The sequence below is a fragment of the Bradyrhizobium sp. USDA 4506 genome (genome assembly GCF_054058795.1).
This window is the reverse complement of sequence record NZ_JBSSBM010000002.1, coordinates 4,259,895-4,282,990: the sequence shown is the minus strand read 5'-3', so window position 1 is coordinate 4,282,990 and position 23,096 is coordinate 4,259,895. Positions and strand designations below refer to the sequence as shown.

Below are 23,096 nucleotides of genomic sequence, written 5' to 3'. Positions count from 1 at the left end.
TTCCGGGCAACGATAATACGATAAGCAAAAACGCAGACAGTTCTTGGGGAGGAATAGTCATGACGAAGAAGGTCACCAAAGCTGGATCGATATCACGGCGTCGTCTGCTGACGACGGCAAGCGCCGGCGCCGTTCTCGCCGTCTCGCCTTTTCGCATCAATCTGCTTCAGGCCCAGGAAGCGCCCATCAAGATCGGCTTCCCGGTTCCTTTGACCGGTCCATACGGTGCCGAGGCCCAGGACCAGGTGCGGGCGGGTCAGCTTGCTGTCACCCAGTTCAATGATGCCGGCGGTCTCAACGGCCGCAAGGCCGAGCTCGTCGTGCGTGACGACAAGCTGAATCCTGGTGAGGCGGCGACGCGGACCCTGGAATTGGTCGAGAAGGAGAAGGTGAATTTCGTCGTCGGCAGTCTATCGGCGGCGGTTCAGCTCGCGATCAACAACGTCACCAAGGAACGCGGCGTCATCTTCAATTCGATCAGCCAGTCCGACGCCATCAACGAGGCAGCAGATTTCAGCAAATACACGTTCCACGAAGCGCTGAACCCGCACATGACGTCAGGGGCGGTCGGGCGCTACGCCTTCACCAAATTCGGCAAGAAGGTTGCGTTTCTCACAGCGGACTATGCTTACGGTCACGAGATGGTTCGCGGCTTTCTCGAGGTCGGGAAGGAATTCAACATCGAGAATCTCGGTGACATCCGCCATCCGTTAGGGACGACTGATTTCTCGACCCTGCTGCCACGTCTCCAGGCGCTGAAGCCCGATATTCTCTGCATCAGCAATTTCGGCCGCGATCAGCAGATCGCGCTGAAGCAGGCAACCGACTTCGGCATCAAGAAATCGATCCAGATCATCGCGCCGCTGCTGTCGCATGCCAGTCGCGTTGCGGCGGGCCCCCAGGCATTCGAAGGCGTCGTCGGGGGCTGCTCGTTCTTCTGGGGCATCGAGGACAAGTTCGCCTCGACCAAGGCGTTCAACGACGCGTTCCGCAAGATGTATGACGGCAAGTTGCCTACCGACTACGGTGCGCTAGGCTATGGCGGTGTTCGGACGGTGCTCGAGGCGGTCAGGGGCGCGGGCAGCGTGGAGACCGACAAGGTCGTCGCGGCACTGGAGGCTCTGAAGTACGACTACTACAAGGGGCCGCAATACTATCGCAAATGCGATCACCAATCGGTGCAATCGGTGCTCGTGATCAAGTCGAAGTCCAAGGACATGAAGAACGAGTCAGATGTGTTCGAGGTTCTATCGACCGAAGAGCCTAACGAGAAGAACCTGCGTACCTGCGACACGCTTGGCCACAAGAGCTGAGCCATGCGCCGGCGCGCACCGCGGAGCGGTGCGCGTGCTGAGGGGGGGACAAATGGCGGGCCTGAGCTTTGATCTGATTGCACTGCAACTATTCGCTGGGCTGGCGCTCGGCGCGATCTACGTGCTGTTTGCGATCGGCCTCTCGCTGATCTTCGGGATGTTGACCGTCGTCAACTTCGCTCATGGCGCGTTCTACATGGTCGGCGCCTATGTCGGGCTGTACCTGATTTCGATCGGCGGCAATTTCTGGCTCTGCTTGCTGGCGGTACCGCTTCTGATCGGGCTGTTCGGCCTTGCCGTCGAGCGCGTGCTGATCCGGCCGCTTTACGGCCGCGGCATCGATTATCCGCTGCTGCTGACCTTCGGGCTGAGCTACGTCATGGTCGAATGCGTGCGCATTGCCTTCGGCAAGACCGGTTATCCCTTCGACACGCCTGAGCTTCTGCAGGGGGCTGTCGACATCGGTGTCGGATATTTTCCACTTTACCGCCTGTTCGTGATCGGCGCGACGGCCGTTGTCTTGTTGGCGCTCTGGCTGTTTCTGGAGAAGACCAGCTTCGGACTCATTATCCGCGCCGGCGCGCGCGATCCGCAAATCGTCCGCGTCCTCGGGGTCGACGTTTCCAGGGTCTGGTTGATCGTGTTCGGGATAGGCACCGCGATTGCGGGCTTTGCCGGGCTGCTGGCTGCCCCGCTTCAAGGCGTCATTCCCGAGATGGGCGGCACGATTCTCGCCGAGGCTTTCGTGGTTACGGTCGTAGGAGGCATGGGCTCGATCGGTGGCGCCGTACTGGCGGGCCTCCTCGTTGGTGTGGTGGTCAGCATGACGTCGCTGTTTGCGCCCGAGATGGCCAAGGTTTCGATCTTTGCCCTGATGGCGATCGTCCTGATCGTTCGTCCCCAAGGCTTCTTCGGCCGCGCCGGACTGATGAGCTGAGAGCCAGGGATGATCGGAGCCACCGAATCCGTCAAACAGTCTCGTGCCACGACGGGCAGTTGGTACGAATTCGCAACGCGGCATCGCGCCAGCATCGTGGCCGCGGTGATCCTGATTTTCCCGTTGGTGATGCCGTTCACGGCCCTCGCGGTGAACATCCTGATCTATGGATTGTATGCCGTCGGCTTCAACCTCGTGTTTGGTTATCTCGGTCTGCTGTCGTTTGGTCACGCGGCGCTGTTCGGAACCGGTGCCTACCTGTGTGGCATCGCCATCGTGCATTTTGGCTGGCCATGGTATGCGGCCATCGCAGCCGGGATCGCCGGCGGCCTGTTGATGGCATCGTTGATTGGCGTGCTCGCGATCAGGACCCGCGGCATCTACTTCGCGATGGTAACGATGGCGCTGTCGCAATGTGTCTACTACCTGTTCTATCAGGCGGTTGACCTGACCGGCGGCGAAAACGGCCTCCGCGGCATCAATGTCCGCACCATCGATCTGTTCGGCTTGCGGCTCGACTTCATCAATCCGATGATCCGTTACTATGTCATCGCGGCTTTTGTGATTGCCGCGTTTTTCGTGATGTCGCGCATTCTTGCCTCGCCATTTGGCGCCGTCATTGAGGCCGTGCGGGAGAATGAGATGCGCGCCCGCGCGTCAGGCTATGACGTCACCAAGACCCGATTGCTGACCTTCGTTTTGTCTGGCGGCTTCTGCGGTCTCGCGGGAGCCTTGCAGGCGCTGCATCTGTCGATCGTTCCGATCGAGATCCTGCACTACGAGACGTCGGGTCTGGTTGTGATGATCGCATTGCTGGGCGGTATGGGAACGTTCTTCGGGCCGATGATCGGCGCCGCCGTCTTCCTGGTCCTGGAGAACGTGGTCTCCGTGTGGACGGTTCACTGGCAACTGATCGTTGGCACCATTTTCATTGCATGCGTGCTGTTCTTCCCCGCCGGCATCTGGGGCACGCTGATCGCGCGAGGCAGGCGATGAGCGCCGCGGAAGGCCAAACCAGGGAAATCATTCTGCGTACCAGGGGCGTCGGCAAGACGTTCGGGAAGTTTGTTGCGCTGAACAATATCTCGGCGGAGTTTTCCAGAGGAGCGATCACCTCCATTATTGGTCCGAACGGGGCCGGTAAGAGCACCTATTTCAATTTGCTGTGCGGCGCGTTTGCGCCCACCAAAGGCAGCGTTGAATTCGAGGGCAAGGATGTCACCGGGCTGCCGCAGCACCGCTTTGCGCATATGGGGATCGCAAAGTCCTTTCAGATCACCAGCGTGTTCCCGCAGCTCACGACCCGTGAAAACATCCGCGTCGGTCTGCAGGCGCTGGTGTCGAGATACGACATCTGGCGTCCCCGCGCGCGCCTGACCGAGCTGGTCGAGCGGGCGGACGAGCTGCTTGCGCTGGTCGGATTGTGGGAATCTCGCGAACGTGCCGCCAGGACGCTGGCCCATGGCGAGCAGCGGGCGCTGGAGATCGGCATGGCGCTTGCCAGCCAACCCCGGTTGCTGTTGCTGGACGAGCCGACGGCCGGCATGAGCCCGGAGGAGACCCGGACCATGATGGATCTGATCGTGAAGCTCGCAAAGGAGCGTACGGTCATCCTCGTCGAGCACAAGATGAAGCTGGTGCTCGGGATCAGCGATCGCATCCTCGTGCTGCATCACGGAGAACTTCTCGCCGAAGGAACGCCGCAGGAGGTCCGGCAGAACGAGGCGGTGAAGCGCGTCTATCTCGGCCAGCGGGAGCATTGACGAATGCTGCAGATCAGCAAGCTCAATGCCTGGTACGGCGCAAGTCACGCGCTGCAGGACATAACTCTCGAAGTGACCAAGGGCGAGATCGTCTGCCTGATCGGTCGCAATGGAGCCGGCAAGACGACGACGCTGAAATCGATCATGGGGTTGATGGGACGAACGCGCGGCTCGGTCACCTTCAAGGGCAAGGAGCTGCTGAGCCGGCCGGCGCATGTGCGCTTCGCGCTGGGACTTGCCTATGTTCCCGAAGAGCGGCGGATTGTGCAGGGATTGTCGGTCCGGGAAAATTTGCGGCTCGGGCTGGTGGCGTCGCCGGCGAAGAAGCGGGAGGCCGAGCTGATCGACGAGATCGCGGTGATATTCCCACGGCTGGCCGAGCGCATGGACCAGGAGGCGGTCACGATGTCCGGTGGCGAGCAGCAGATGCTGGCGATCGCGCGGGCGATGATCGCAAAGCCCGACCTGATCATGCTGGATGAGCCTTCGGAGGGCATCATGCCGGTCCTGGTCGACGAAATGTTCGAGCTATTCCGCAGTATGAAGGCGCAGGGAACGACGGTGCTGTTGGTTGAGCAGAATGTCGAGCTCGCGCTTGGCATCGCCGATCGTGCCTACGTCCTTGATCAGGGGGCGGTGGTGCACCAGGCGTCGGCGCAGGCCCTGCTGGCCGACGACGAGATCAAGGAACGATATTGTTCGGTGTGAGCGGGCTCTCCGGTCTCCCGCCGGCGCGAACGGACCTTACTCCGCAGCGCGCGCGATCGCGTCGGCCTTGCTTGTGGTGACGACGACCTTGATCGCGTCATCGACGCGATCCCGTGCATATCTGAGCGCCGTCGGCAGGTCTTCCAGCGGAAACGTATGCGTGTGGATTCTTGTCGCGTCGAACCGCTTCGCTGCCATCAATTCCATGGCGCGGCGCGTGGCGCTGCGGCCCTCGCCGCGGATCCCGTAAGCGTAGATGTTGTTTCGCACGAGATGTGCGATGTCCAGCGTCGCAGCCTCGTGCGGGAGGGCGGCCAGACAAATCTTGCCGCCACGGTTGGTCATGTGAATGGCCTGGTTGAGTGTCGCTTCGGTGCCGGCGCATTCGACGACATAGTCCGCGCCGATCTCCCCTGTTAGTTGCTTCACGACCTCAACGGCGTCTTCGTCGTTGATGTTGATGACGCGGTCGGCCCCCAGTTCCTGGCCGATCGCCAGCCGCTTATTGCGCGTGCCGGTCAGAATCACCGGGCTTGCGCCAAGCGCCTTGGCCACAGCAACTGCGAGAAGTCCGATCGGCCCCGGGCCGATCACCACGACGCTCTCGCCCGCCACCAATCCCCCCAATTCCGTCAAGCCGTACATCGACGTGCCTGCGGTCACCACGAGCGTCGCCTCCGCATCGCTCATGCTATCCGGTACGCGCGCCAGCGTATTGATGTGGTTGACTGCGTACTCCGCGAATCCGCCGTCGGTCGTAAAGCCGTTGGCGCGGTGGCCCTTCTCCGGCTTTCCATAGTTGAGACAGGATGTGTACATGCCCTGGCGGCAGCGTTTGCATTGGCCGCAACCGGCATGGATTTCGACGCTGACCCGATCACCGATCCTGAATTCGTCAACGTCCGGCCCGAGTGCGGCGACCGTGCCCATGTATTCGTGGCCCGGCGTAAAGTTCTTGTTGAAGGGCAGGCCGCCCTGAATGCTTGCCGGCGACCCGGCATGGATGATTTCGAGATCGGTGGCGCAGATCGCAACCGCGTCGATGTGCACCAGCACCTCGGCACGCGAGGGGACCGGCGTCGGCTTTTCGCAAAGCAGGAGCCGGCCGGGGTCACCAAGGACCCAGGCCTGCATCAGGCCGGGAACGGGAAGATCGGGCGATGTGCTGACGCCGGGCGGCTGGTACATGGGCGCTTCCTCTTTTGGTTGACAGCCTAGCGCGAAACGACGGGCTGCCGCGAGCACCCGATGGTCGGCATCGGAGCCGTTGCATTTGCTGCACGGCAGCAAGCGCGTCGCAAAACATTCATACGCGGCCTATACTTGGTCGCCCGGTTGATGTTGAAATCCTCTTTGCATTCTCTCCCAGACCGGAGCCTCCCATGAAGACCGTCCGCCTTGTCCTTGCGTTGCTGGCGCTGACGCTGATCGCGCCGTGGCAATCCGCCAGGGCGGCCGACGTGATCTGCTACAATTGTCCGCCGGAATGGGCGGATTGGGCGTCGATGCTGAAGGCGATCAGGGCGGACCTCAACTACGATATTCCGCACGACAACAAGAATTCCGGTCAGGCATTGGCCCAGATCCTGGCCGAGAAGAGCAATCCGGTCGGCGATATCGGCTATTTCGGCGTGACCTTCGGCATGAAGGCCAAGGCCCAGGATGCGCTCGAGCCCTACAAGCCGGCGCATTGGGATCAGGTCCCGGCCGGCCTCAAGGACCCCGATGGCTACTGGACCACGATCCACTCCGGCACGCTCGGTTTGTTCGTGAACAAGGATGCGCTTGGCGGCAAGCCGGTGCCGGCCTGCTGGAAGGATCTCCTGAAGCCCGACTACAAGGGGATGGTCGGCTATCTCGATCCGTCGTCGGCGGCGGTCGGCTATGTCGGCGCGGTCGCCGTCAATCTGGCGCTCGGCGGCTCGCCAGGCAACTTCGATCCGGCGATCAGCTTCTTCAAGGAGCTGCGCAAGAACGATCCGATCGTACCCAAGCAGACGTCGTATGCCCGCGTCGTCTCCGGTGAGATGCCGATCCTGCTCGACTACGACTTCAATGCCTATCGCGCGAAATATTCGGAGAAGGGCAACTTCGAGTTTGTGATTCCCTGCGAGGGATCGGTGGTGTTTCCCTATGTCGTTGGTCTCGTGAAGAACGCACCCGACAAGGAGAAGGCCAAGAAGGTGATGGACTATCTCTTGTCCGACAAGGGGCAGGCGATCTGGACCAATGCCTATCTGCGTCCGGCCCGCCCGATCGAGCTGCCGGCTTCCGTGAAGGGGAAATTCCTCCCCGACAGCGACTACGCCCGCGCCAAGAGCGTCGACTGGGGCGAGATGGAAAACGTGCAAAAAGCCTTCGTCGACCGCTATCTCGCCGAGGTTCGCTGAGGCAATATGGTGCCCTTCGCCGGGGCACCATTCTTCCGATGTCGCAAAAATCCTTCGTTTGGCTCTGCCTGCTGCCGCTCGCGGTCGTGACCACGGCATTCTTCCTGCTGCCGATGGCACGGCTGGTTGTCGCAGGCGCCGAAGGGCCGCACGGGCTCGCCGGATATCTCGCCATCCTGACCGAATCTCGTTATCGCGCGACGCTGATCAATACCGTGCTCCTGGCGGCGGCAACGACCGTCGTCACGCTGATCGTGGCGACGATAGCCGGAATGTTTCTGCAGCGGCACCGCTTTCCAGGCCGGGCCGTGCTGATCGCGATGCTGACCTTTCCGCTGGCGTTTCCCGGCGTGGTGGTCGGCTTCATGATCATTCTGCTGGCGGGGCGGCAGGGGCTGATCGGCGATCTGTCGAACCGGATCTTCGGCGAGAAGTTCGTCTTCGCCTATTCGATCTACGGGCTGTTCCTCGGCTATCTCTACTTCTCGATCCCGCGCGTGATCCTGACCATCATGGCGGCCGTGCAAAAGCTCGATGTCGGTCTGGAAGAAGCCGCGCGTTCGCTCGGCGCCAGCCCCTGGGCGGTCCAGCGTGACGTCGTGCTGCCGGCGCTGGCGCCGGCCTTCGTTGCGTCCGGCGCGATCGCATTTGCGACGGCGATGGGGGCCTTCGGGACTGCGTTTACGCTGGCGACGAATATCGATGTGCTGCCGATGCTGATCTATACCGAGTTCACGCTGGCCGCCAATTTCGCGACCTCGGCCGCGCTGTCGGTGGGACTTGGCCTGATCACCTGGCTCATCCTCGCGCTCGCCCGCTCGTTCAGCGGCAGCGCGGTCGCGGCGGCCGGGTGAACGCATGCGTGATCGCTTGATTTTCACCGGCCAGTTCATCTTCACGCTGCTCGTTGCCGCCTTCCTGGTCGTCCCCGCGGGGTTGTCGATCTCCGCCGGCGTGACCGTGAACTACTTCCGGGGCATCCAGTCCGGCGTGACCCTGCAATGGGTCGCGCAGGTCTGGGAGCTCTATGCCGGCACCATCCTGCTCTCCTTCGTGATCGCATTCGCGACCCTTGCCGTCACGCTGCTCGCCGGCGTTCCCGCAGCCTATGCGCTGCATGCGCGGGGAGGCCGGCTTGCGCGCATCGTCGAGGAAATCATTACGCTGCCCTTGGCGATCCCCGGGCTTGCGATAGCGCTCGCACTGCTGCTCGCCTATGGCAGCTTCGGCGACTTTCGCCGTTCCTGGCTGTTCATCCTGGTTGGCCACGTGGTCTTCACCATGCCGTTCATGGTGCGGTCGGTGATGGCGGTGTTCGCGACCGTGGACATCAAGACGCTGGATGAGGGGGCGGCCTCGCTCGGGGCATCGCCATGGCGACGCTTCCGCGACGTCATCGTGCCGAACGCGCTACCCGGAATTCTCGCCGGCGCGCTAATGGTGGTCACGCTGTCGCTCGGTGAATTCAACCTGACCTGGATGCTGCATACGCCGTTGACGAAGACACTGCCGATCGGGCTCGCCGACAGCTACGCCTCGATGCGGCTCGAAGTGGCGTCGGCCTATACGTTGATCTTCTTCGTGATGATCATTCCGCTGCTGGTCGCAATGCAGCTGCTGGCCGACAGGGATCACAAGCGATGAGCACGGCCGGGCATGGCGCAGCGGTGCGGATCGAGGCGTGCGGCAAGACCTTTGCCGACGGCACGCGCGCGCTCGATCCCGCGACCCTCGACATTGCGCGTGGCGAGACGCTGGTGCTGCTTGGGCCGTCCGGCTGCGGCAAGACGACGATGCTGCGCATCATCGCAGGCCTCGAGCTGCCGGATGTCGGCGGCAAGGTCCTGTTCGACGGCAAGGACATGACCTCGGTCCCGATCGAGCGGCGCAATGTCGGGATGGTGTTCCAGTCCTACGCCCTGTTCCCCAACATGACGGTGGCGGACAATATCGCCTACGGGCTGAAGATCCGCGGTGTTGCCAGGGGCGAGCGTGCCGCACGCGTCGCCGAGCTGGTTGCTCTGACGAACATCACGGGATTGGAGAATCGCCGCATCGACCAGCTTTCGGGCGGCCAGCGTCAGCGCGTCGCACTGGCGCGCGCCGTCGCGATCCGGCCCGGCATCTTGCTGCTCGACGAGCCCTTGACCGCGCTCGACGCCGCGTTGCGGGACCGGCTGCGCAGCGAGCTCAACCGGCTGTTGCGAGCGCTTGGGATCACGACGATCTATGTCACCCACGATCAGTCCGAAGCCATGGAATTGGGCGACCGGATTGTCGTGATGCGGAAAGGCGCAATCGCCCAGATCGGTACGCCCCGCGAGGTCTACTTCGCGCCGAAGGACCGGTTTGTGGCGGAGTTCATCGGAGCGGCGAACATTGTAGAGGCTCCGGTCGAGAACGGGGCATTGATCCTGCCCGGCGGGCGACTGCCGATCGAGGGTGCAGCTACGACCGCGAACGCGACCGTCATGATCCGCCCCGAAACCATTCGCGTGACGGAGGCGGGCGAGGGTTTGCTCTCGGGACTCGTCGATTCCGTCAGCTTCATCGGCGACCGGCAGCGGCTCGTCGTGAGTGATGCATCGGGCAAGCCGCTCAATGTCGACGCTCCCAACACGATTCAAGCCAGGATCGGCGATCGTGTCGGGCTTTCGATTGCGCCCGACGCTGTCCGTCTGCTTCCCTCCGAACCACGAGATTGATCGATGCCGTCGAAACCGGTCCTCATCGCCCAGATTTCCGACCTCCACATCAAGCCGCCGGGAGCCTTGGCCTATGGCCGGGTCGATACCGCGAAGGCGCTTGAACGCTGCGTGGCGGCGATCAATGGATTCGAGCCGGCGCCCGATTTCGTCGTCATCTCGGGCGACCTTGTCGATACGCCGTCGGTCGAGGAATACGACCATCTCAAACGACTGCTCGCGCCGTTGCGCGTTCCGTTTGCCGGAATTCCCGGCAATCACGACTCGCGTGCGTGGATGCGCGCCGCGTTTCCTGCCGCACCCTATGTTCACGCGACAGGCCCGCTCGACCAGGAGATCGAGGTGAATGGCCTCGATCTGCTGCTGCTTGATTCAAGCGTTGCCGGGAAGCCTCATGGCATGCTCGAGCCGTCGACGCTGCAATGGCTGGACGCGACACTGGCGGCAGCAGACCGGCCCGCGCTGCTTTTCCTGCATCACCCGCCGTTCAAGGGCGGCATCTGGCACATGGACCGCCAGGACCTTTTCGATGCCGCAGAACTGGCAGCAATCGTCAGGCGCCATCCGCGGGTGCGTTTGATCGGCTGCGGGCACGTCCATCGTGCCATGCTGACCTCCTTCGCCGGGATTCCCGCGACATTGTGCCCCGCGCCGAACCATGCGGTTGACCTGGACCTCGGACAGCTCCGCGAACCGTCGTTCAAGGTGGAACCGCCGGCATTTCACTTGCACACGTGGTTTCCCGGGCCGGATTTTGGACAGTTGGTCACGCACCAGGTCCCGATCGGTCAGTTTGACGGGCCGCATCCGTTCTTTGGGCCAGACGGCAAGCTGCTGTGAGCTGGCCGCGTTGACCCCTCGCGCCGACGGGATCTTGCCAGGCGAGATTGTCGCGGATCGGCCGGGCATGTCAGATCAAGGGCAGCGCGCAGCTGCAATTGAGCGTTGCATCGACACAGATTTATTCCAAATTGTACCTTGGATGCCTTCCATCCCAACTGCGCCGGCCCGGACCTTTGTTGCTGTAGGGCCCCGGGGGGGCTATACTTCCGTCTGCTTTCATTGATCGATGGCTTTGTCGGCGTCCGCTGTGCTGGCGGGCCGATTGAACGCAACACAATCAGTCTGGATCACGATGACCGGTGCGTCGCCCATAGAACGAACTTCCGGCGCGCCGTTGTTTTCGAACAACAAGCTGTCGGTGTTGCGCAAGCATCCCTATTTCGCCGATCTCGAGCCCGAGGCATTCGATCAGCTCTGCCGCTACGCCAAGCACACCACGCTGAAGCGGGGCACGACGATCTTTTCCAAGGGCGATCCGGGCACCAGCCTGATTGCGGTGATCTCGGGCACGGTCAAGATCAGCATCTCGTCGCCGGATGGTCGCAACGCGATTTTGAACCTGATCGAGGCCGGCGAGATCTTCGGCGAGATCGCGCTGCTCGACGGCTTGTCGCGGACGGCCGATGCCACCGCCAACACCAATTGCGAGCTGTTCGTCATTGACCGGCGCGAGTTCATTCCGTTCGTGCGCAGCCAGCCGACGCTTGCGATGAAGTTCATCGAGCTGCTTTGCGAAAGACTGCGCCGGACCAGCGATCAGGTCGAGCAGGTCATCCTGCAGAACCTGCCCGGCCGTCTGGCCAGCGCGCTGCTGCGCCTGAGCGACAAGCACAAGCCGCAGGGGCGCACCATCTCGATCACTCAGCAGGAGATCAGCGAGATGGTCGGGATGACGCGCGAGAGCATCAACAAGCAGCTCCGGGCGTGGGCGATACGCGGTTGGGTCAGGCTCGAGCATGGCGCGATCGTCGTGTTGAAGCGCGAGACCCTCCAGGAGCTGGTCGACGCCGGGGCGAACGACGGCGAGTAGTCGCGCCGGCCGCCCGGTCGGTCGCGCATTTCACGAAACGGTGAGCTGAACAGGCCTGTGAAGCCATTCACATCGGCCTTGCACGCGCTGCGGTAAGTGACGCGTCAGGGGAGCACAATATGGACGAATCCATGCAGAGCTCTTTCGACAAGCGACGGCAGGACCCACAGCACAATTACCAGAGCTTCAGCATCAAGCTTGTCGCGCTGCCGGTGCTTGTCGTCGTTGCGCTGATCGGGATGCTGGTCAGTCATCCGGCGGCAGTCAGATGGATATCGGACGCGACGCAAGCGGAGTTCGTCGGAACCGACACCGTCTACACTGATCCGATACCCAATATCGCGCAGGTGGCACCAACGGTTCGGCCGGGCAGCGAGATCCGGACGGTGAAGGCCTACTGATCGTTGATACTGTCGTTGCGCGGCAAGGCGCGACGACAGCCGCTTGTCCAGCAGCAAGCCGCCTTCACGCGGCTACTCCAAGCAGCTTTGCTGCGGTCCGCCCGAGAATATTGGCCTTGTCATCGTCGCTTAGCGACGACGAGGCGAAGATGTGGTCGACCGCTGCCAGTTGCCATGGATAGGGATAGTCGCTTCCCAGCACGATCTGGCCGGCGCCAACCTGGGCGGCGAGGTGCCTGATCGCCTCCGGCGTGAAGATCAGAGAGTCGAAATAAATCTGCTTGAGATACTCCGCCGGCGCCTTCTGGAGCTTGATCTCCGGATTGCATCCCTTGGGTCCAACCAGACAGGCATGGTCCGAGCGGTCGGCGTACGAGCCGAGATAACCGCCGCCATGTGCGGCGATGATTTTCAGCCCCGGGAAGCGGTCGAGCGTGCCCTCGAAGATCAAATGGGAGAGTGCGATCGTGGTCTCGAGCGGATTGCCGATCGTGTTGCCAAGCCACCCATTGCCGGAGAGCCGCTTGTTGAGCTCGGGCACGCCCTGCGGATGGATGAACAGGGGAACGCCGAGTTCCTCGGCCTTGGCCCATACCGGATGAAACCTCGGATTTGAGAATTCGGTGCCATCGACGACACCGCCGATCGCCGCGCCCTTCAGCCCCTGCTTTTTCACCGCCGTCTCCAGCTCCTGCACCGCAAGGTCCGGAGCCTGCAGCGTCAGCGAGGCGAAAGCTGCGAACCGGTCGGGCTTCGAGGCACACAGTTCGGCGAGCTTTTCATTCTGGATTTTCACGATCTGCGCGGCGAGGTCGCGGTCGCGGTCGTACCAGAACGGATTGATCGAAAGCACCTCCATGTCGATGGCCTGCGCGTCCATCGCAGCCAGCCGCTTGTCGATCTCGATGAAGGCTTCCGCGGCGCCGTTGACCGGCGGCAGTTGATATTTTCCGGCGTCCGCGCCGAGCAGCGCGCCCGCCTCGCGGAAATGGCAATGCGCGTGAATGTCGATCGTCTTGACACGTTTGCCGTTGACCGTGACCGGCAACTGCTGGCGCGATTGCTGCGCATTTGCGTTGTGGACGAGCCCGCAGCCGCAGAACACGATGCCTGCCGCCGCCGTTGCTCCCGCCTTCAGGAAATCCCGCCTTGTAGTCATGACGATCGCCTCCCTGGTTGTTTTGTTATAGGGGGAGCGTAGGGATGCTGGCTCGTGCTCGCAAGATCACACGCTGTGCGTGTCGCGCAATGTTGATCTGCTCTGACCGGCTTGATTCCCGCCTTTGCGATGATGTCGCGCCATTTCGGCACTTCGTCTGCAATACGCCTGCGCATGCCATCGCGCTGTTTGCGGGCAAGTCGCCGTCTAATGGATAGCATTCAGTCAGATCGGCAATGCGTCACCCTCGCTCGACTTTGATCAGGCCGCGAACACGACAACGCCAATATCACGACCGCACCGTTCAGTATGCAAGTGAAGGCATTGATCACTATCGCCACTTTCGCGAGCGCTTTTCGAGCGGATCGGCGCCGCCAGCAATCTCGCTGGATCAAAGGCCACTTAGCCCTCTCGCGATTTCGCGCGGATGCCGGACATCAAAGGTTTTCTGGCGCCACCCCCAAAATCGTCAATTCCCCGTCGGACTGAAACCGCGACAGATCGCCGTCCGTCGCCATCCGCTTGTTCATCATCCACTAACCTTGCGCTTTCACCGCATTTACTAGCTGCCAACGCTGTGAAAATGCCCGGCCAATCAAGACGAATCTCCTGGTAACGATAGCGGGATTTCCTCAAGAGCCGACGCGATCCAGCGGTGTGCGGCGGAGCCGCGTGCTCCGTTGGCGGAACGGAACGGCGATTTCATGCTAAAATGAAAGAAACGAGGCCGAAATAGGGTCTGCTTACGCCGAAGCCAAGCCGACGCTAGCACTGCCTCGTCTAAGCAACAAGGAAACGTCCTCGTGAGAGACGGGTTCGATGGGAGGGAAAATGGACCGAAACCTTATGATCCTGAATGTGACTGGTTCGGAGACGATGTTGCGTTCCGACGGACATGCTGCCATTCGTCTGGAAACTAAGGAGATGGGCCCCGTCGCCTTCGAGGTGAGCCTTCAAGCAATTGCCGCACTTCGTCGCCACTTGGCGCGAGCCGAAATACACATTCTGCAGAGTCAGCATCAGACCAAAAACTGACTATCTTCGGCAGACGTGACTAAGGTGGCTATCAGATTACCCCCTGAGGCCCGAGGGCGGGAATCCAGTCGGAGGCGCCTGCAAGTCTACTGGTGGTGTTACCGACGCAAATCGCAAATAGACCGGTGCCGTCTTGAAGACGACGTTACGTTCTGCTCGTCGCAAAGGTCGACAGCCCAACCGCAAGGAATGCAGCAGCTTACCTTCATCAGGTCGACAAAGGGTGGGCGAACAACGCAGCGATTGATGCGGGTAGCATTGTCTATCTGACTCGACGCTTCCGCAGCGTCGGTCGGCCTAGGAACATGCAATGGCTCGCTTGTTCGCGGAATGGCACGAACCACGTAGACAGGCACTCCCAGTCCGTTAGTCTTTGCGCGAGAAAGACTTCGTCAATGTCCTGAATTAAGAATTCGCGACGTTGGTGTGCCCGCAGTTGAGTCTTGTGCCGGCGGAAAAAGCGGACGCCTCTGGTTCGCTGGCGGCATGGACATTCTTTATGATCCTGGCGACGGCGCTGCCGATGCTCGCTAACGGCATCCTGTCGCTGACTCGCAATGATGCGGTTTGGCCCGGTGCCAGAGAGATTTTTGACCCCGTTGGTTTCGCGGCGGCAATCGGACTGCCGATCTCCTTGGTCATTTGCTTCGCGCTTGGCTGGCCGGTTGCGCTCCACGGCAACATTAGCTCTGAGATGGGATGTGATCGGTGGAGACCTACCGGGCGAGTTCGTGCGCCCCAACGCGCTGCAATATCCCTGCTGAAAATTAGAAAAAAGCGGCCCGGCCTTGGGGTAGCTCTGGGGTGGGCCGGGCCGTCAGGACATGCCGAAATGTGAATTTCCGGCCGCGCCATGAGCGGTTCCGATTCGGGCAGCAAGAGGGCGCGCAATTCGATGTCGGGGGCGGTCATTTTGCCAACTCCGCCAGATTTAGTATTTCGGCGACGATTTTACGCCGCTCCGATGTGTCGTTTGATCGATTGAACTTATCTTCCAGCACTTGGAAGGTTGTTCTGATCAGCGTGTCATCGAGCACGACCGGCAATTTATCCACGGCATCGAATCCCGCAGCAGCTGCCTCCTCAAACCCAGCCACGAATGCCTTCTTAAAGGCCTCGCGATCGTGCAGAAGATGCACGATCTTCGGCTCAATGGACGCGCTGAAGGCATGTCCGAAAACAAGAAACATACTCATGCCGCCACCGCCGTTTCAGCCTCGAGCGACGTAAAGAACACGCGGGGAATTCCAGTGAATGGTACGACAACTGATCCGGGCATTACGAAGGTGCGATCTCGACCTTGGGGATAGGGGTCAACCAGGCCGAGATCGCGCTGCCTCGCCGCTGCTGACATCGCGATCATTGGTCGCCTTCATGGCCGCGTTCTGGCCGGATGGTGGCTCGATCTTGGTTGTCCGCGATGTTCACCGTGTCGGCATTGTCGTCGGGAGCCTCGCGGCGATCCGCCATCGCCTCGACAGCTTCGATCACATGCCGTCGTACTACCCGGTCCTGGATCGAGCGAAAGGCTCTGCCGCTTGACGTAGGGCTTCACATAGGCCTGAGCCATCAACCGCACCGTATGCCCCATCGTCCGCAGCTCGCGTGACCAATGATGCAATGACGCGCAAGCCTCGATCCCCACCAGGCATGGCGGCAGCTTCTGGAAAAATGCCAGGACGTGCCGGCGCTTCAACTGTCGGCGTATGACCACCTGACCGGCTCCATCAACGCCGTGCACTTGGAAGACCGACTTCGCGATATCCAGACCGATCGTCGAAATTGACTGCATAGGCTGCTAGTCCGAATCGTGGGAACCTCAAACGGCGCCCACTCCTTGGCACTCTCGTGCCTGTGGAGGAGCCGTCCAGCGTTAGGAGCTGATCTTCCGGCCCAGCTTCCAGAGCACTTCTTGCATGATCATCGTGCCGGCTTATCGCACGCTGTTGGCAGCATCCCCGCCGTGTCCACACGTAAAGGGCGATATTGTCATTGTCCTATCAAAATAGGTGTGCGGGATGCGCGTTACCCCATAGGTGGTACTGCTTTTTCACCCTTTACCTTGAATTTTCTCACTCCTTTACTGGCAAAGTTCCATTGGGAGGCATGGCCTCGAAATTTGTTGGACGGTGTTTGCTTCTCCACTTGCGTTCGCAGCAGTTTGCAGCAGATCGAGGGAGAATAGCATGCAAAAGCATCCGATCATTCGATTGCAGGTACTTCTCTCCGCGACTGATTATTCAGGCAGCGTCGGAGGGGCGTACGCGAAATAGCGACAAAGCTTCCGCTGCGCCCCGTCTTAACGGACTTCCAGAAACTGACGTCCCCTCCCGGCGAGCGCCACAGATCGCCGAAGAGCTGACGCTTGGATTGCGCATTGTTTTGCAGCGAAACCGTTGGGCGATTGCGAGCCCGGGCGGCGACCGCCTGTTCCGAAGAAGGTACGAACGAGCGCCGCCTTTCCCAGGGAGGAAATCATGGCATCAGTATTGACCATCAACGGCAATCTCATCATCGACGAAGCCGCGAGCTTGCAGACCAGCGGCACTGACAATGACACGGGTGTTCAGGCGGGGCCCGACAACGAAGTTGCCTGGTCTTTCCTGCTTACGAACATGAGCGCGGCTCTCAAGACCAGTCTGGGCATTGTGGCTGGCTCCACCGGCGAAGAGTCGGGTGATACGAGCGTGGTGTTTCCGCAAGTTGCGGCGCGGACGATCGGCAGTGCCGGCACCGATTTCATCCAGCTCGGCACGACCACCGTCACCGACCTGCAATTCTCGAACTCCACGGGGGGGACGATCACCAACGGCACGCCGACCCAGATTTTCGCCACCGGCGACGGCGCGCAGATCTTCCTCTACACCGATTCCAACAGCCACATCCTGCTCGGGCGCGAGGGCACAACGTCGGACGGTGGCCAAACCTGGCAAGCCAGTTCCACAGGCACCGTCGCCTTCGCTATCGTGCTGGACGAGACCATCACCTCCGGCAACGTGACAGGCGGCAACGTCTGGACCATCCAGTACGAGGCGCTGAAGCACACCAACACCAGCGGGATCGACGACGCCGATACGCTTAACCTTTCCGGCCTCGTCGATGTGAAGGCCTTCTTCACGACGACGACGACGGTCGGCTTCGGCGATTTCAGCCACGTGCCGTCCGGATCTGACGACTGGTCGGCCATCGAGCAGACCGCGACCGCCGGGACGGACACCAGCGATCCCGACATGCTCATCACCGGCTTGGCGCCGGGCTCGAAAGTGACCGTCAGCACACAGGGCCTCGGCAACAATTCGCAAGCGCTCAATCCCGGAGAGGCGGTGCGCGTCGATGTCGTCAATCACGTGAACTACCCCGACTTCCCCCTGACAAATCCAGACGTGCATGATCTGACGAAGCTCAGCTACAGCACGCATGTGGCCTCGGTGACGGAGGCGAGCTTTTCGTTGACCCAGGTGAACCCCGGGAACGCGAACACCACTGTTAAGGTGCACATATATGCCTTCAACGAAACGAGTGATCTTCAGGCCGGCAATCTTGTCTCGACCACCAGCATCGGCAGCAGCGGCTTGGCCGGCAACGACCAGACGCTGGTCCCGATCCTCGGCAACACGATCAAGGTGTATTCCGACCTCGCGAAGACCCAGCTAGTCACATCAGGCATCACCGTTACGGCTGCGGGCGACGGATCATACTTCATCGATGGCCTGAAAAAGAACTACACCGTCGACTTCCAGGTCGCGCAATCCAGCCACATGGACCGCTTCGTGGTCGCCAACGCCCAACCGGTCAGCGGCAGCGGATCCAATGTCAGCTTCGACGCCGGCAATTTCACGTTCAGCGTCTCGAACTCGACGAACGACACTGCGCATACCGGCGTCGGCGGCAACCTGTTGTTCGAGGACGACGGGCCAAGCATCCTGGCGAACGGCACTGCCACCGCACTGCAGGTCGACGAGAGCTATCTTGCGGCCGGCTCCACCCCCAATGCAGCGAACACCACCACGTCCGGCAGCTTCAGCGGCCTGTTCACACCCAATTACGGCGCCGACGGGGCTGGAGCCGTCGGCGGCTACACGCTCGGCGTCAAGTCCGCCAACGTCGATTCCGGGCTGGTCGATTCCGTGTCGGGACAGGCTGTTCTGCTCAGTATTGCGAGTGCCAACGACCCCAGCCACAACATCGTCATCGGAGATGTTATCGGCAAGACGAGCTCAGGCGGTGATCTCGTTTTCGGTGTTCACGTCGATTCGGCAGGAACCGTCACGTTCTCGGAGTTTCGGGCCGTCAAGGAAGCGACCGCCGACACCACCAGCACTGATGGGGCGGTCGGCGACAGTTCCGAAGCCAGCGCTAGCATGGCCGCGGACCTGATCACGCTCTCGGCCACTGCCACCGACAAGGACGGTGACACGAGCGCCGCCGCGGCGGCCAACATCGGAAACAAGTTCCAGCTGCTCGACGATGGTCCAAGCCTCAGCGGGGTGCAGAGCCTCTCCGGGCAGGACGCCCAGCATCCGGCCGTCGGCTTCACTGCCGGCTCCTCGGGATCGGACTCGTTCACGTCACCCGACGGCGCCGACGGGGCCAAGGTCACGATCGATGCCGCCGCTGCCATCACCGGGCTCACGCAGTCATACAACACCGATCATACAGTCCTGACCTACAAGGATTCCGGCGGCAACGGTGTCTACCAGCTGAGCGTATCCGACACAGGTTACACCTTCACGGTGCTGCAGACGCTCGCCAACCCGCCGGAGACGCTCAACTTCAGCGCCATCAAGTCGGGGAGCCCGGTCGAGACGCTCAATGTCAGCACCAGCGGCGGCCACAACATCGTCTTCAACGGACTGCTGTTCCCCGCCGCCGATACAGGTGCCCTCGGACTGCAAACCCAGGCCCAGTTGCTGACCGCGGATCTCGGCACCTCGAACCCGGCCGACGACCTCAACCCCGACAATATCGGCTTCGGGGTGAAGAACGGGCAGGCGTCGCAGATCAACATGAACGAGGGCTTCTTCTTCAATGAAGGCAGCGGCCTCAACCTCAAGAACCTGGCCTTCGATGTGGCCGGAATCGGCAACGTCACCAGCATCAAGGCGGAGTATTGGCTGTTCAACTCCGCCGGCGATTTGATCGACTACGAGAACCCAACCATCAGCGGTCTCAAGCAAGGCAACGTCCACGTCACCGTTGCGGACTTGGGCAATACTATCGTGCCCGGCAGCAATCACGATGCCGCCGGAGAAACATTCTCGACCGGATACATCCGGTTCTTCTTCACCCCGGTCGACACCAATGCGGGTGTCCGCATCATCAACTTCACCACCCAGGTGGCCGCCCCGGTGAACGATCAGGACATCCAGTTCCGGATCGTCAACACCGACGCCGATGGCGATACGGCCAAGGCCACCTTCAACGTGCTGGTGGACAACCCGGACTCGACGACCGTGAGCCACTGGCCGTTGGCCTAGTTCCGTCGCGCGCGGAGACGCATCCGACATGGATGCGCCTCCGCGCCGCCGAGCCAAAGTCTCTTGAGGTCGAGAGCCCCTAGGAATCGATACGCGTGTTGGACATTCTCTCGGAGTGCTGGTCTCAAGTCGCCGCCAACGCGCAAGCCTGGTTCGGCCCGGCTCTCGACGGGCCGCGCGATTTCATGCTCCGCGCGGCGCTGCCTATCGTGGCGGCAATCATCCTTCTCCGGCTGGCGCGAAGGCGGCGGGGGCGCATGCGGCCTGCTCCCGCCGGCGATCACGACGGGTCACCGACCGCACACGATCTTCCGTCGCTGCTCCGGGCCTGCCGCGGCGTGCTGATCGGCATCGGCTTGATCACGGCCATGCTGAACGTGCTATATCTCACCAGTTCGTTCTTCATGCTGGAAGTCTATGACCGCGTGGTGCCGAGCCACAGCGTGCCGACGCTCGTCGGCCTCGTCGTCCTGGCCTGCGGCCTCTACCTCTTCCATGCATTCCTTGACATCTTGCGCGGGCGCATCCTGATCCGCATCGGCGACTGGCTCGATCGCGCATTCTCGGAGCGGGCTTATGACATTGTTGCCCGCTGGCCGCTGCGGGCGCGCATCAGCGGCGACGGGCTGCAGCCGATGCGCGACCTCGATCAGGTCCGCAGCTATCTCTCGGGGCTCGGGCCGACCGCGTTGTTCGACCTGCCGTGGATCCCGTTCTATCTCACAATCTGTTACCTGTTCCACCCGCTGCTGGGGCTCACCGCGTTGATCGGCGCGCTGCTGCTCGTTTTGCTGACGCTAGTCACCGATCGGCTGACGCGTGCGCACGCCAGGGACATCACCGGGCGGGTAGCACAGCGCAATGCCCTGGCCGAGGCCAGCCGCCGCAATGCCGAGGTGTTGCACGCCATGGGCATGCGTGGGCGCCTCGCCGCGCGTTGGGCGGCGGCCAACGACGGTTACATGGCCAGCCAGAGGCGCGCCGCCGACATCGCCGGCGGCTTCGGCTCCGCCTCCAAGGTGCTGCGCATGGCCTTGCAATCGGCGGTGCTCGGCGTCGGTGGCTATCTGGTCATCCGACAGGAGGCGAGTGGCGGGATCATCATTGCCGGCGCCATCCTCACGTCGCGCGCGCTCGCTCCGGTCGAGCTCGCCATCGCGCACTGGAAAAGCCTGGTCGCCGCCCGGCAGAGCTGGAAACGTCTGCAGCAATACTGGGCGCAGCTCCCGGACGAGTCGGAGAAGACTCCGCTGCCGCCGCCGTGCAAAAGCCTCGCCGTCGAGACCGTCTCCGTGGCCCCGCCGGGCGATCAGCGCGCGGTGGTGCTCGAGGTTTCCTTCACACTACAGCCCGGACAAGGGCTCGGCATCGTCGGCCCGAGTGCGGCGGGCAAGTCATCGCTGGTGCGCGCCCTGGTCGGCGTCTGGCCGTCGCTGGGTGGCAAGGTGCGCCTCGACGGTGCCGCCCTCGAACAATGGAATTCGGAAGCACTCGGCAGGCACATCGGCTATCTGCCACAGGATGTCGAGCTGTTCGCCGGCACGGTGGCCCAGAACATCGCCCGATTTGATCCCGAACCCGACGTGCCGGCGACCATCGCCGCCGCGACAGCGGCCGGTGTGCATGAAACAATCCTGCAACTGCCTGATGGCTACGACACGCAGATCGGCGAGGCTGGAGCGGCGCTCTCGGCCGGGCAGCGCCAGCGCATCGCGCTCGCCCGTGCGCTATACCGCGATCCGTTCCTGGTGGTTCTCGATGAGCCCAACTCCAACCTCGATATGGACGGCGACCACGCCTTGACGCAGGCTATCATGAGCGTGCGCGCGCGGGGCGGCATTGTCATCGTCGTCGCGCACCGAACCAGCGCGCTCGCCGGCGTCGATCAGTTGATGGTGATGTCGCAGGGGCGTGTGCAGGCGCTCGGGCCGAAGGATGCGCTGCTGGCCAAGATGATGCAGCCGCGGCCGGCTCCGGTACCGCTCAAGGTTGTGAGTGAGGGAGCGAGCCCATGAACCGCGACCCGGTCAATGTCGTGCCGCTCTCGATCCGCCGGCACCTCGGCGCGGGGCTCGCGGGCGTCATCCTTCTCGCCGGCGCCGTCGGCGGCTGGGCTGCCACGACGGAACTCGCGGGCGCCGTCATCGGCGCAGGCACGCTGGTGGTCGAGAGCTACAGCAAGAAGGTGCAGCACCCGACCGGCGGCGTGGTGGGCGAACTCAATGTTCGAGAGGGCTCCAGGGTGAAGGCCGGAGACGTGCTGCTGCGCCTCGACGAGACGGTGACGCGGGCCAACCTTCTGGTCATTCTCAAGAGCCTCGACGAGCTGGCGGCGCGCCAGGCCCGGCTCGAGGCGGAGCGCGACGACCAAAAGCGCGTCGACTTTCCGGCGGACCTTATCGCGCGTATCTCCGACACGGACGTGGCGCGCGTGCTCGTCGGCGAGCACAAGCTGTTCGAGCTGCGCGGCACCGCCCGAGCAGGCAAGAAGGCCCAGCTCAACGAGCGCATCGGCCAATTGCGAGAGCAGATCGGCGGCTTGGAAGAGCAGATCGCCGCGAAAGACGGCGAGACGAGGTTTGTCGACCAGGAGCTCGTCGGCGTGCGCGATCTGTGGCGCAAGAACCTGGTCCAGATCACGCGCGTGACCACACTTGAGCGCGATGCGGTGCGCCTGCACGGCGAACGCGGCGCTCTGGTCGCCTCCATCGCCGAAGCGAGGGGCCGGATCACCGAGACCGCGCTGCAAATCATTCAGGTCGATCAGGATCTCCGCACCGAGGTGGGAAAGGAGCTTGCCGAGATTCGCGCGAAGACCTCGGAACTGGTCGAGAAGCGGGTGGCCGCCGAGGATCAGCTCAAGCGCATCGATATCCGGGCGCCGCAGGACGGCACCGTGCAGCAGCTCGCGCTGCACACGATAGGCGGCGTCGTCACCGCCGGCGAGCCGATCATGCTGATCGTCCCCGCCCACGACCTGCTGGTCGTCGAAGTGCGCATCGCCCCGCATGAGATCGATCGCGTATCGGTCGGCCAGCCGGTGCTGCTGCGCTTCACCGCCTTCAACCAGCGGACCACGCCGCAGCTAAACGGTGAAGTGAACCACGTGTCCGCTGATGTCACGAACGACCAAAAGACTGGAACCAGCTTCTATGTCACCCGCATTGCGGTGACGGAGGCGGAGATGGCCCGCCTCGGCGACGTGAAGCTGATCGCGGGCATGCCAGTCGAAGCCTTTATTCAGACCGGGCAGCGCACAGTGATGTCTTACCTCTTCAAGCCGTTCTCCGATCAGCTGATGCGCGCCTGGCGCGAGCGCTAGCGGCTCACGAACT

At 62.2% G+C, this 23,096-nt stretch carries 22 protein-coding genes and 1 pseudogene; 16 read left to right on the top strand and 7 right to left on the bottom strand.

The window, feature by feature from the left end; all coding sequences use genetic code 11:
- The first annotated feature begins 59 nt into the window (after positions 1 to 59).
- Genes ACVIHF_RS22495 through ACVIHF_RS22475 form a run of 5 tightly spaced genes read left to right on the top strand, consistent with a single transcriptional unit; the run spans position 60 to position 4,721 of the window.
- Positions 60 to 1,313, top strand: coding sequence for an ABC transporter substrate-binding protein (locus tag ACVIHF_RS22495; RefSeq protein ID WP_253607735.1), 1,254 nt, complete (start codon positions 60 to 62; stop codon positions 1,311 to 1,313).
- A gap of 52 nt (positions 1,314 to 1,365) precedes the next feature.
- On the top strand, positions 1,366 to 2,250 hold the full coding sequence (locus ACVIHF_RS22490) for a branched-chain amino acid ABC transporter permease (protein WP_076834052.1): 885 nt from the start codon (positions 1,366 to 1,368) through the stop codon (positions 2,248 to 2,250).
- 9 nt (positions 2,251 to 2,259) lie between these two features.
- The gene (locus ACVIHF_RS22485) at positions 2,260 to 3,246 is read left to right on the top strand and encodes a branched-chain amino acid ABC transporter permease (protein ID WP_253607737.1); all 987 of its coding nucleotides are present in this window, start codon (positions 2,260 to 2,262) and stop codon (positions 3,244 to 3,246) included.
- On the top strand, positions 3,243 to 4,013 hold the full coding sequence (locus ACVIHF_RS22480; protein ID WP_456792558.1) for an ABC transporter ATP-binding protein: 771 nt from the start codon (positions 3,243 to 3,245) through the stop codon (positions 4,011 to 4,013). Before ACVIHF_RS22485 ends, ACVIHF_RS22480 begins: the two co-directional genes overlap by 4 nt.
- Before the next feature lie 3 nt (positions 4,014 to 4,016).
- Positions 4,017 to 4,721 carry an ABC transporter ATP-binding protein gene (locus ACVIHF_RS22475; protein WP_253607738.1) on the top strand — a complete coding sequence of 235 codons (705 nt, stop codon included), beginning with the start codon at positions 4,017 to 4,019 and terminating at the stop codon, positions 4,719 to 4,721.
- Between the two features lie 36 nt (positions 4,722 to 4,757).
- Here ACVIHF_RS22475 and ACVIHF_RS22470 read toward each other — a convergent pair whose 3' ends face one another.
- Positions 4,758 to 5,966 carry a zinc-dependent alcohol dehydrogenase gene (locus tag ACVIHF_RS22470; RefSeq protein WP_456792557.1) on the bottom strand — a complete coding sequence of 403 codons (1,209 nt, stop codon included), beginning with the start codon at positions 5,964 to 5,966 and terminating at the stop codon, positions 4,758 to 4,760.
- Between the two features lie 137 nt (positions 5,967 to 6,103).
- Here ACVIHF_RS22470 and ACVIHF_RS22465 point away from each other — a divergent pair, with 137 nt between their 5' ends.
- From ACVIHF_RS22465 to ACVIHF_RS22445, 5 genes are read left to right on the top strand one after another with little or no spacing between them, the layout of a single operon-like run.
- Positions 6,104 to 7,111, top strand: coding sequence for an ABC transporter substrate-binding protein (locus tag ACVIHF_RS22465; RefSeq protein WP_253607740.1), 1,008 nt, complete (start codon positions 6,104 to 6,106; stop codon positions 7,109 to 7,111).
- 38 nt (positions 7,112 to 7,149) lie between these two features.
- Positions 7,150 to 7,965, top strand: coding sequence for an ABC transporter permease (locus ACVIHF_RS22460; RefSeq protein WP_076834043.1), 816 nt, complete (start codon positions 7,150 to 7,152; stop codon positions 7,963 to 7,965).
- Between the two features lie 4 nt (positions 7,966 to 7,969).
- Positions 7,970 to 8,755 (top strand): ABC transporter permease, encoded by a 786-nt coding sequence (locus ACVIHF_RS22455; RefSeq protein WP_253607741.1) that lies wholly within the window; start codon positions 7,970 to 7,972, stop codon positions 8,753 to 8,755.
- A complete protein-coding gene (locus ACVIHF_RS22450; protein WP_253607742.1) occupies positions 8,752 to 9,816 on the top strand; it encodes an ABC transporter ATP-binding protein in 1,065 nt (354 codons plus the stop codon). Before ACVIHF_RS22455 ends, ACVIHF_RS22450 begins: the two co-directional genes overlap by 4 nt.
- Before the next feature lie 3 nt (positions 9,817 to 9,819).
- A complete protein-coding gene (locus tag ACVIHF_RS22445) occupies positions 9,820 to 10,656 on the top strand; it encodes a phosphodiesterase (protein ID WP_253607743.1) in 837 nt (278 codons plus the stop codon).
- A 219-nt stretch (positions 10,657 to 10,875) separates the two neighbouring features.
- On the opposite strand, the gene ACVIHF_RS22440 is transcribed toward ACVIHF_RS22445, so the two are convergent.
- Positions 10,876 to 11,028, bottom strand: a complete 153-nt coding sequence (locus ACVIHF_RS22440) for a hypothetical protein (protein ID WP_225645868.1) — start codon at positions 11,026 to 11,028, stop codon at positions 10,876 to 10,878.
- Here ACVIHF_RS22440 and ACVIHF_RS22435 point away from each other — a divergent pair.
- Both ACVIHF_RS22435 and ACVIHF_RS22430 read left to right on the top strand, forming a co-directional pair.
- Positions 11,018 to 11,689, top strand: coding sequence for a Crp/Fnr family transcriptional regulator (locus ACVIHF_RS22435; RefSeq protein WP_233442927.1), 672 nt, complete (start codon positions 11,018 to 11,020; stop codon positions 11,687 to 11,689). The genes ACVIHF_RS22440 and ACVIHF_RS22435 overlap by 11 nt on opposite strands.
- Before the next feature lie 119 nt (positions 11,690 to 11,808).
- On the top strand, positions 11,809 to 12,090 hold the full coding sequence (locus ACVIHF_RS22430) for a hypothetical protein (protein ID WP_253607744.1): 282 nt from the start codon (positions 11,809 to 11,811) through the stop codon (positions 12,088 to 12,090).
- 64 nt (positions 12,091 to 12,154) lie between these two features.
- Here ACVIHF_RS22430 and ACVIHF_RS22425 read toward each other — a convergent pair whose 3' ends face one another.
- Positions 12,155 to 13,249: an amidohydrolase family protein gene (locus tag ACVIHF_RS22425; protein ID WP_253607745.1), complete on the bottom strand. Its 1,095-nt coding sequence runs from the start codon at positions 13,247 to 13,249 to the stop codon at positions 12,155 to 12,157.
- A gap of 831 nt (positions 13,250 to 14,080) precedes the next feature.
- Between ACVIHF_RS22425 and ACVIHF_RS22420 the strand changes: the two genes are divergently transcribed.
- A complete protein-coding gene (locus ACVIHF_RS22420) occupies positions 14,081 to 14,284 on the top strand; it encodes a hypothetical protein (protein ID WP_456780118.1) in 204 nt (67 codons plus the stop codon).
- Between the two features lie 405 nt (positions 14,285 to 14,689).
- Here the strand turns inward: ACVIHF_RS22420 and ACVIHF_RS22415 are convergent, their stop codons facing one another.
- From ACVIHF_RS22415 to ACVIHF_RS22400, 4 genes and pseudogenes are all read right to left on the bottom strand, one after another.
- On the bottom strand, positions 14,690 to 14,926 hold the full coding sequence (locus ACVIHF_RS22415) for a hypothetical protein (RefSeq protein ID WP_253607747.1): 237 nt from the start codon (positions 14,924 to 14,926) through the stop codon (positions 14,690 to 14,692).
- Positions 14,927 to 15,192: 266 nt separating this feature from the next.
- On the bottom strand, positions 15,193 to 15,480 hold the full coding sequence (locus ACVIHF_RS22410; RefSeq protein WP_141341754.1) for a hypothetical protein: 288 nt from the start codon (positions 15,478 to 15,480) through the stop codon (positions 15,193 to 15,195).
- Between the two features lie 163 nt (positions 15,481 to 15,643).
- Positions 15,644 to 15,775: a hypothetical protein gene (locus tag ACVIHF_RS22405; RefSeq protein WP_456780119.1), complete on the bottom strand. Its 132-nt coding sequence runs from the start codon at positions 15,773 to 15,775 to the stop codon at positions 15,644 to 15,646.
- A gap of 43 nt (positions 15,776 to 15,818) precedes the next feature.
- A pseudogene (locus ACVIHF_RS22400) lies at positions 15,819 to 16,076 on the bottom strand (IS110 family transposase); the annotation flags it as partial.
- A gap of 685 nt (positions 16,077 to 16,761) precedes the next feature.
- Here ACVIHF_RS22400 and ACVIHF_RS22395 point away from each other — a divergent pair.
- The 3 genes from ACVIHF_RS22395 (at position 16,762) to ACVIHF_RS22385 (ending at position 23,083) form a co-directional block, all read left to right on the top strand.
- Positions 16,762 to 19,761, top strand: coding sequence for a DUF5801 repeats-in-toxin domain-containing protein (locus ACVIHF_RS22395; protein ID WP_456792556.1), 3,000 nt, complete (start codon positions 16,762 to 16,764; stop codon positions 19,759 to 19,761).
- 257 nt (positions 19,762 to 20,018) lie between these two features.
- The gene (locus ACVIHF_RS22390; RefSeq protein ID WP_456794113.1) at positions 20,019 to 21,776 is read left to right on the top strand and encodes a type I secretion system permease/ATPase; all 1,758 of its coding nucleotides are present in this window, start codon (positions 20,019 to 20,021) and stop codon (positions 21,774 to 21,776) included.
- On the top strand, positions 21,773 to 23,083 hold the full coding sequence (locus ACVIHF_RS22385) for an HlyD family type I secretion periplasmic adaptor subunit (RefSeq protein WP_456792555.1): 1,311 nt from the start codon (positions 21,773 to 21,775) through the stop codon (positions 23,081 to 23,083). Before ACVIHF_RS22390 ends, ACVIHF_RS22385 begins: the two co-directional genes overlap by 4 nt.
- Positions 23,084 to 23,096 lie beyond the last annotated feature (13 nt).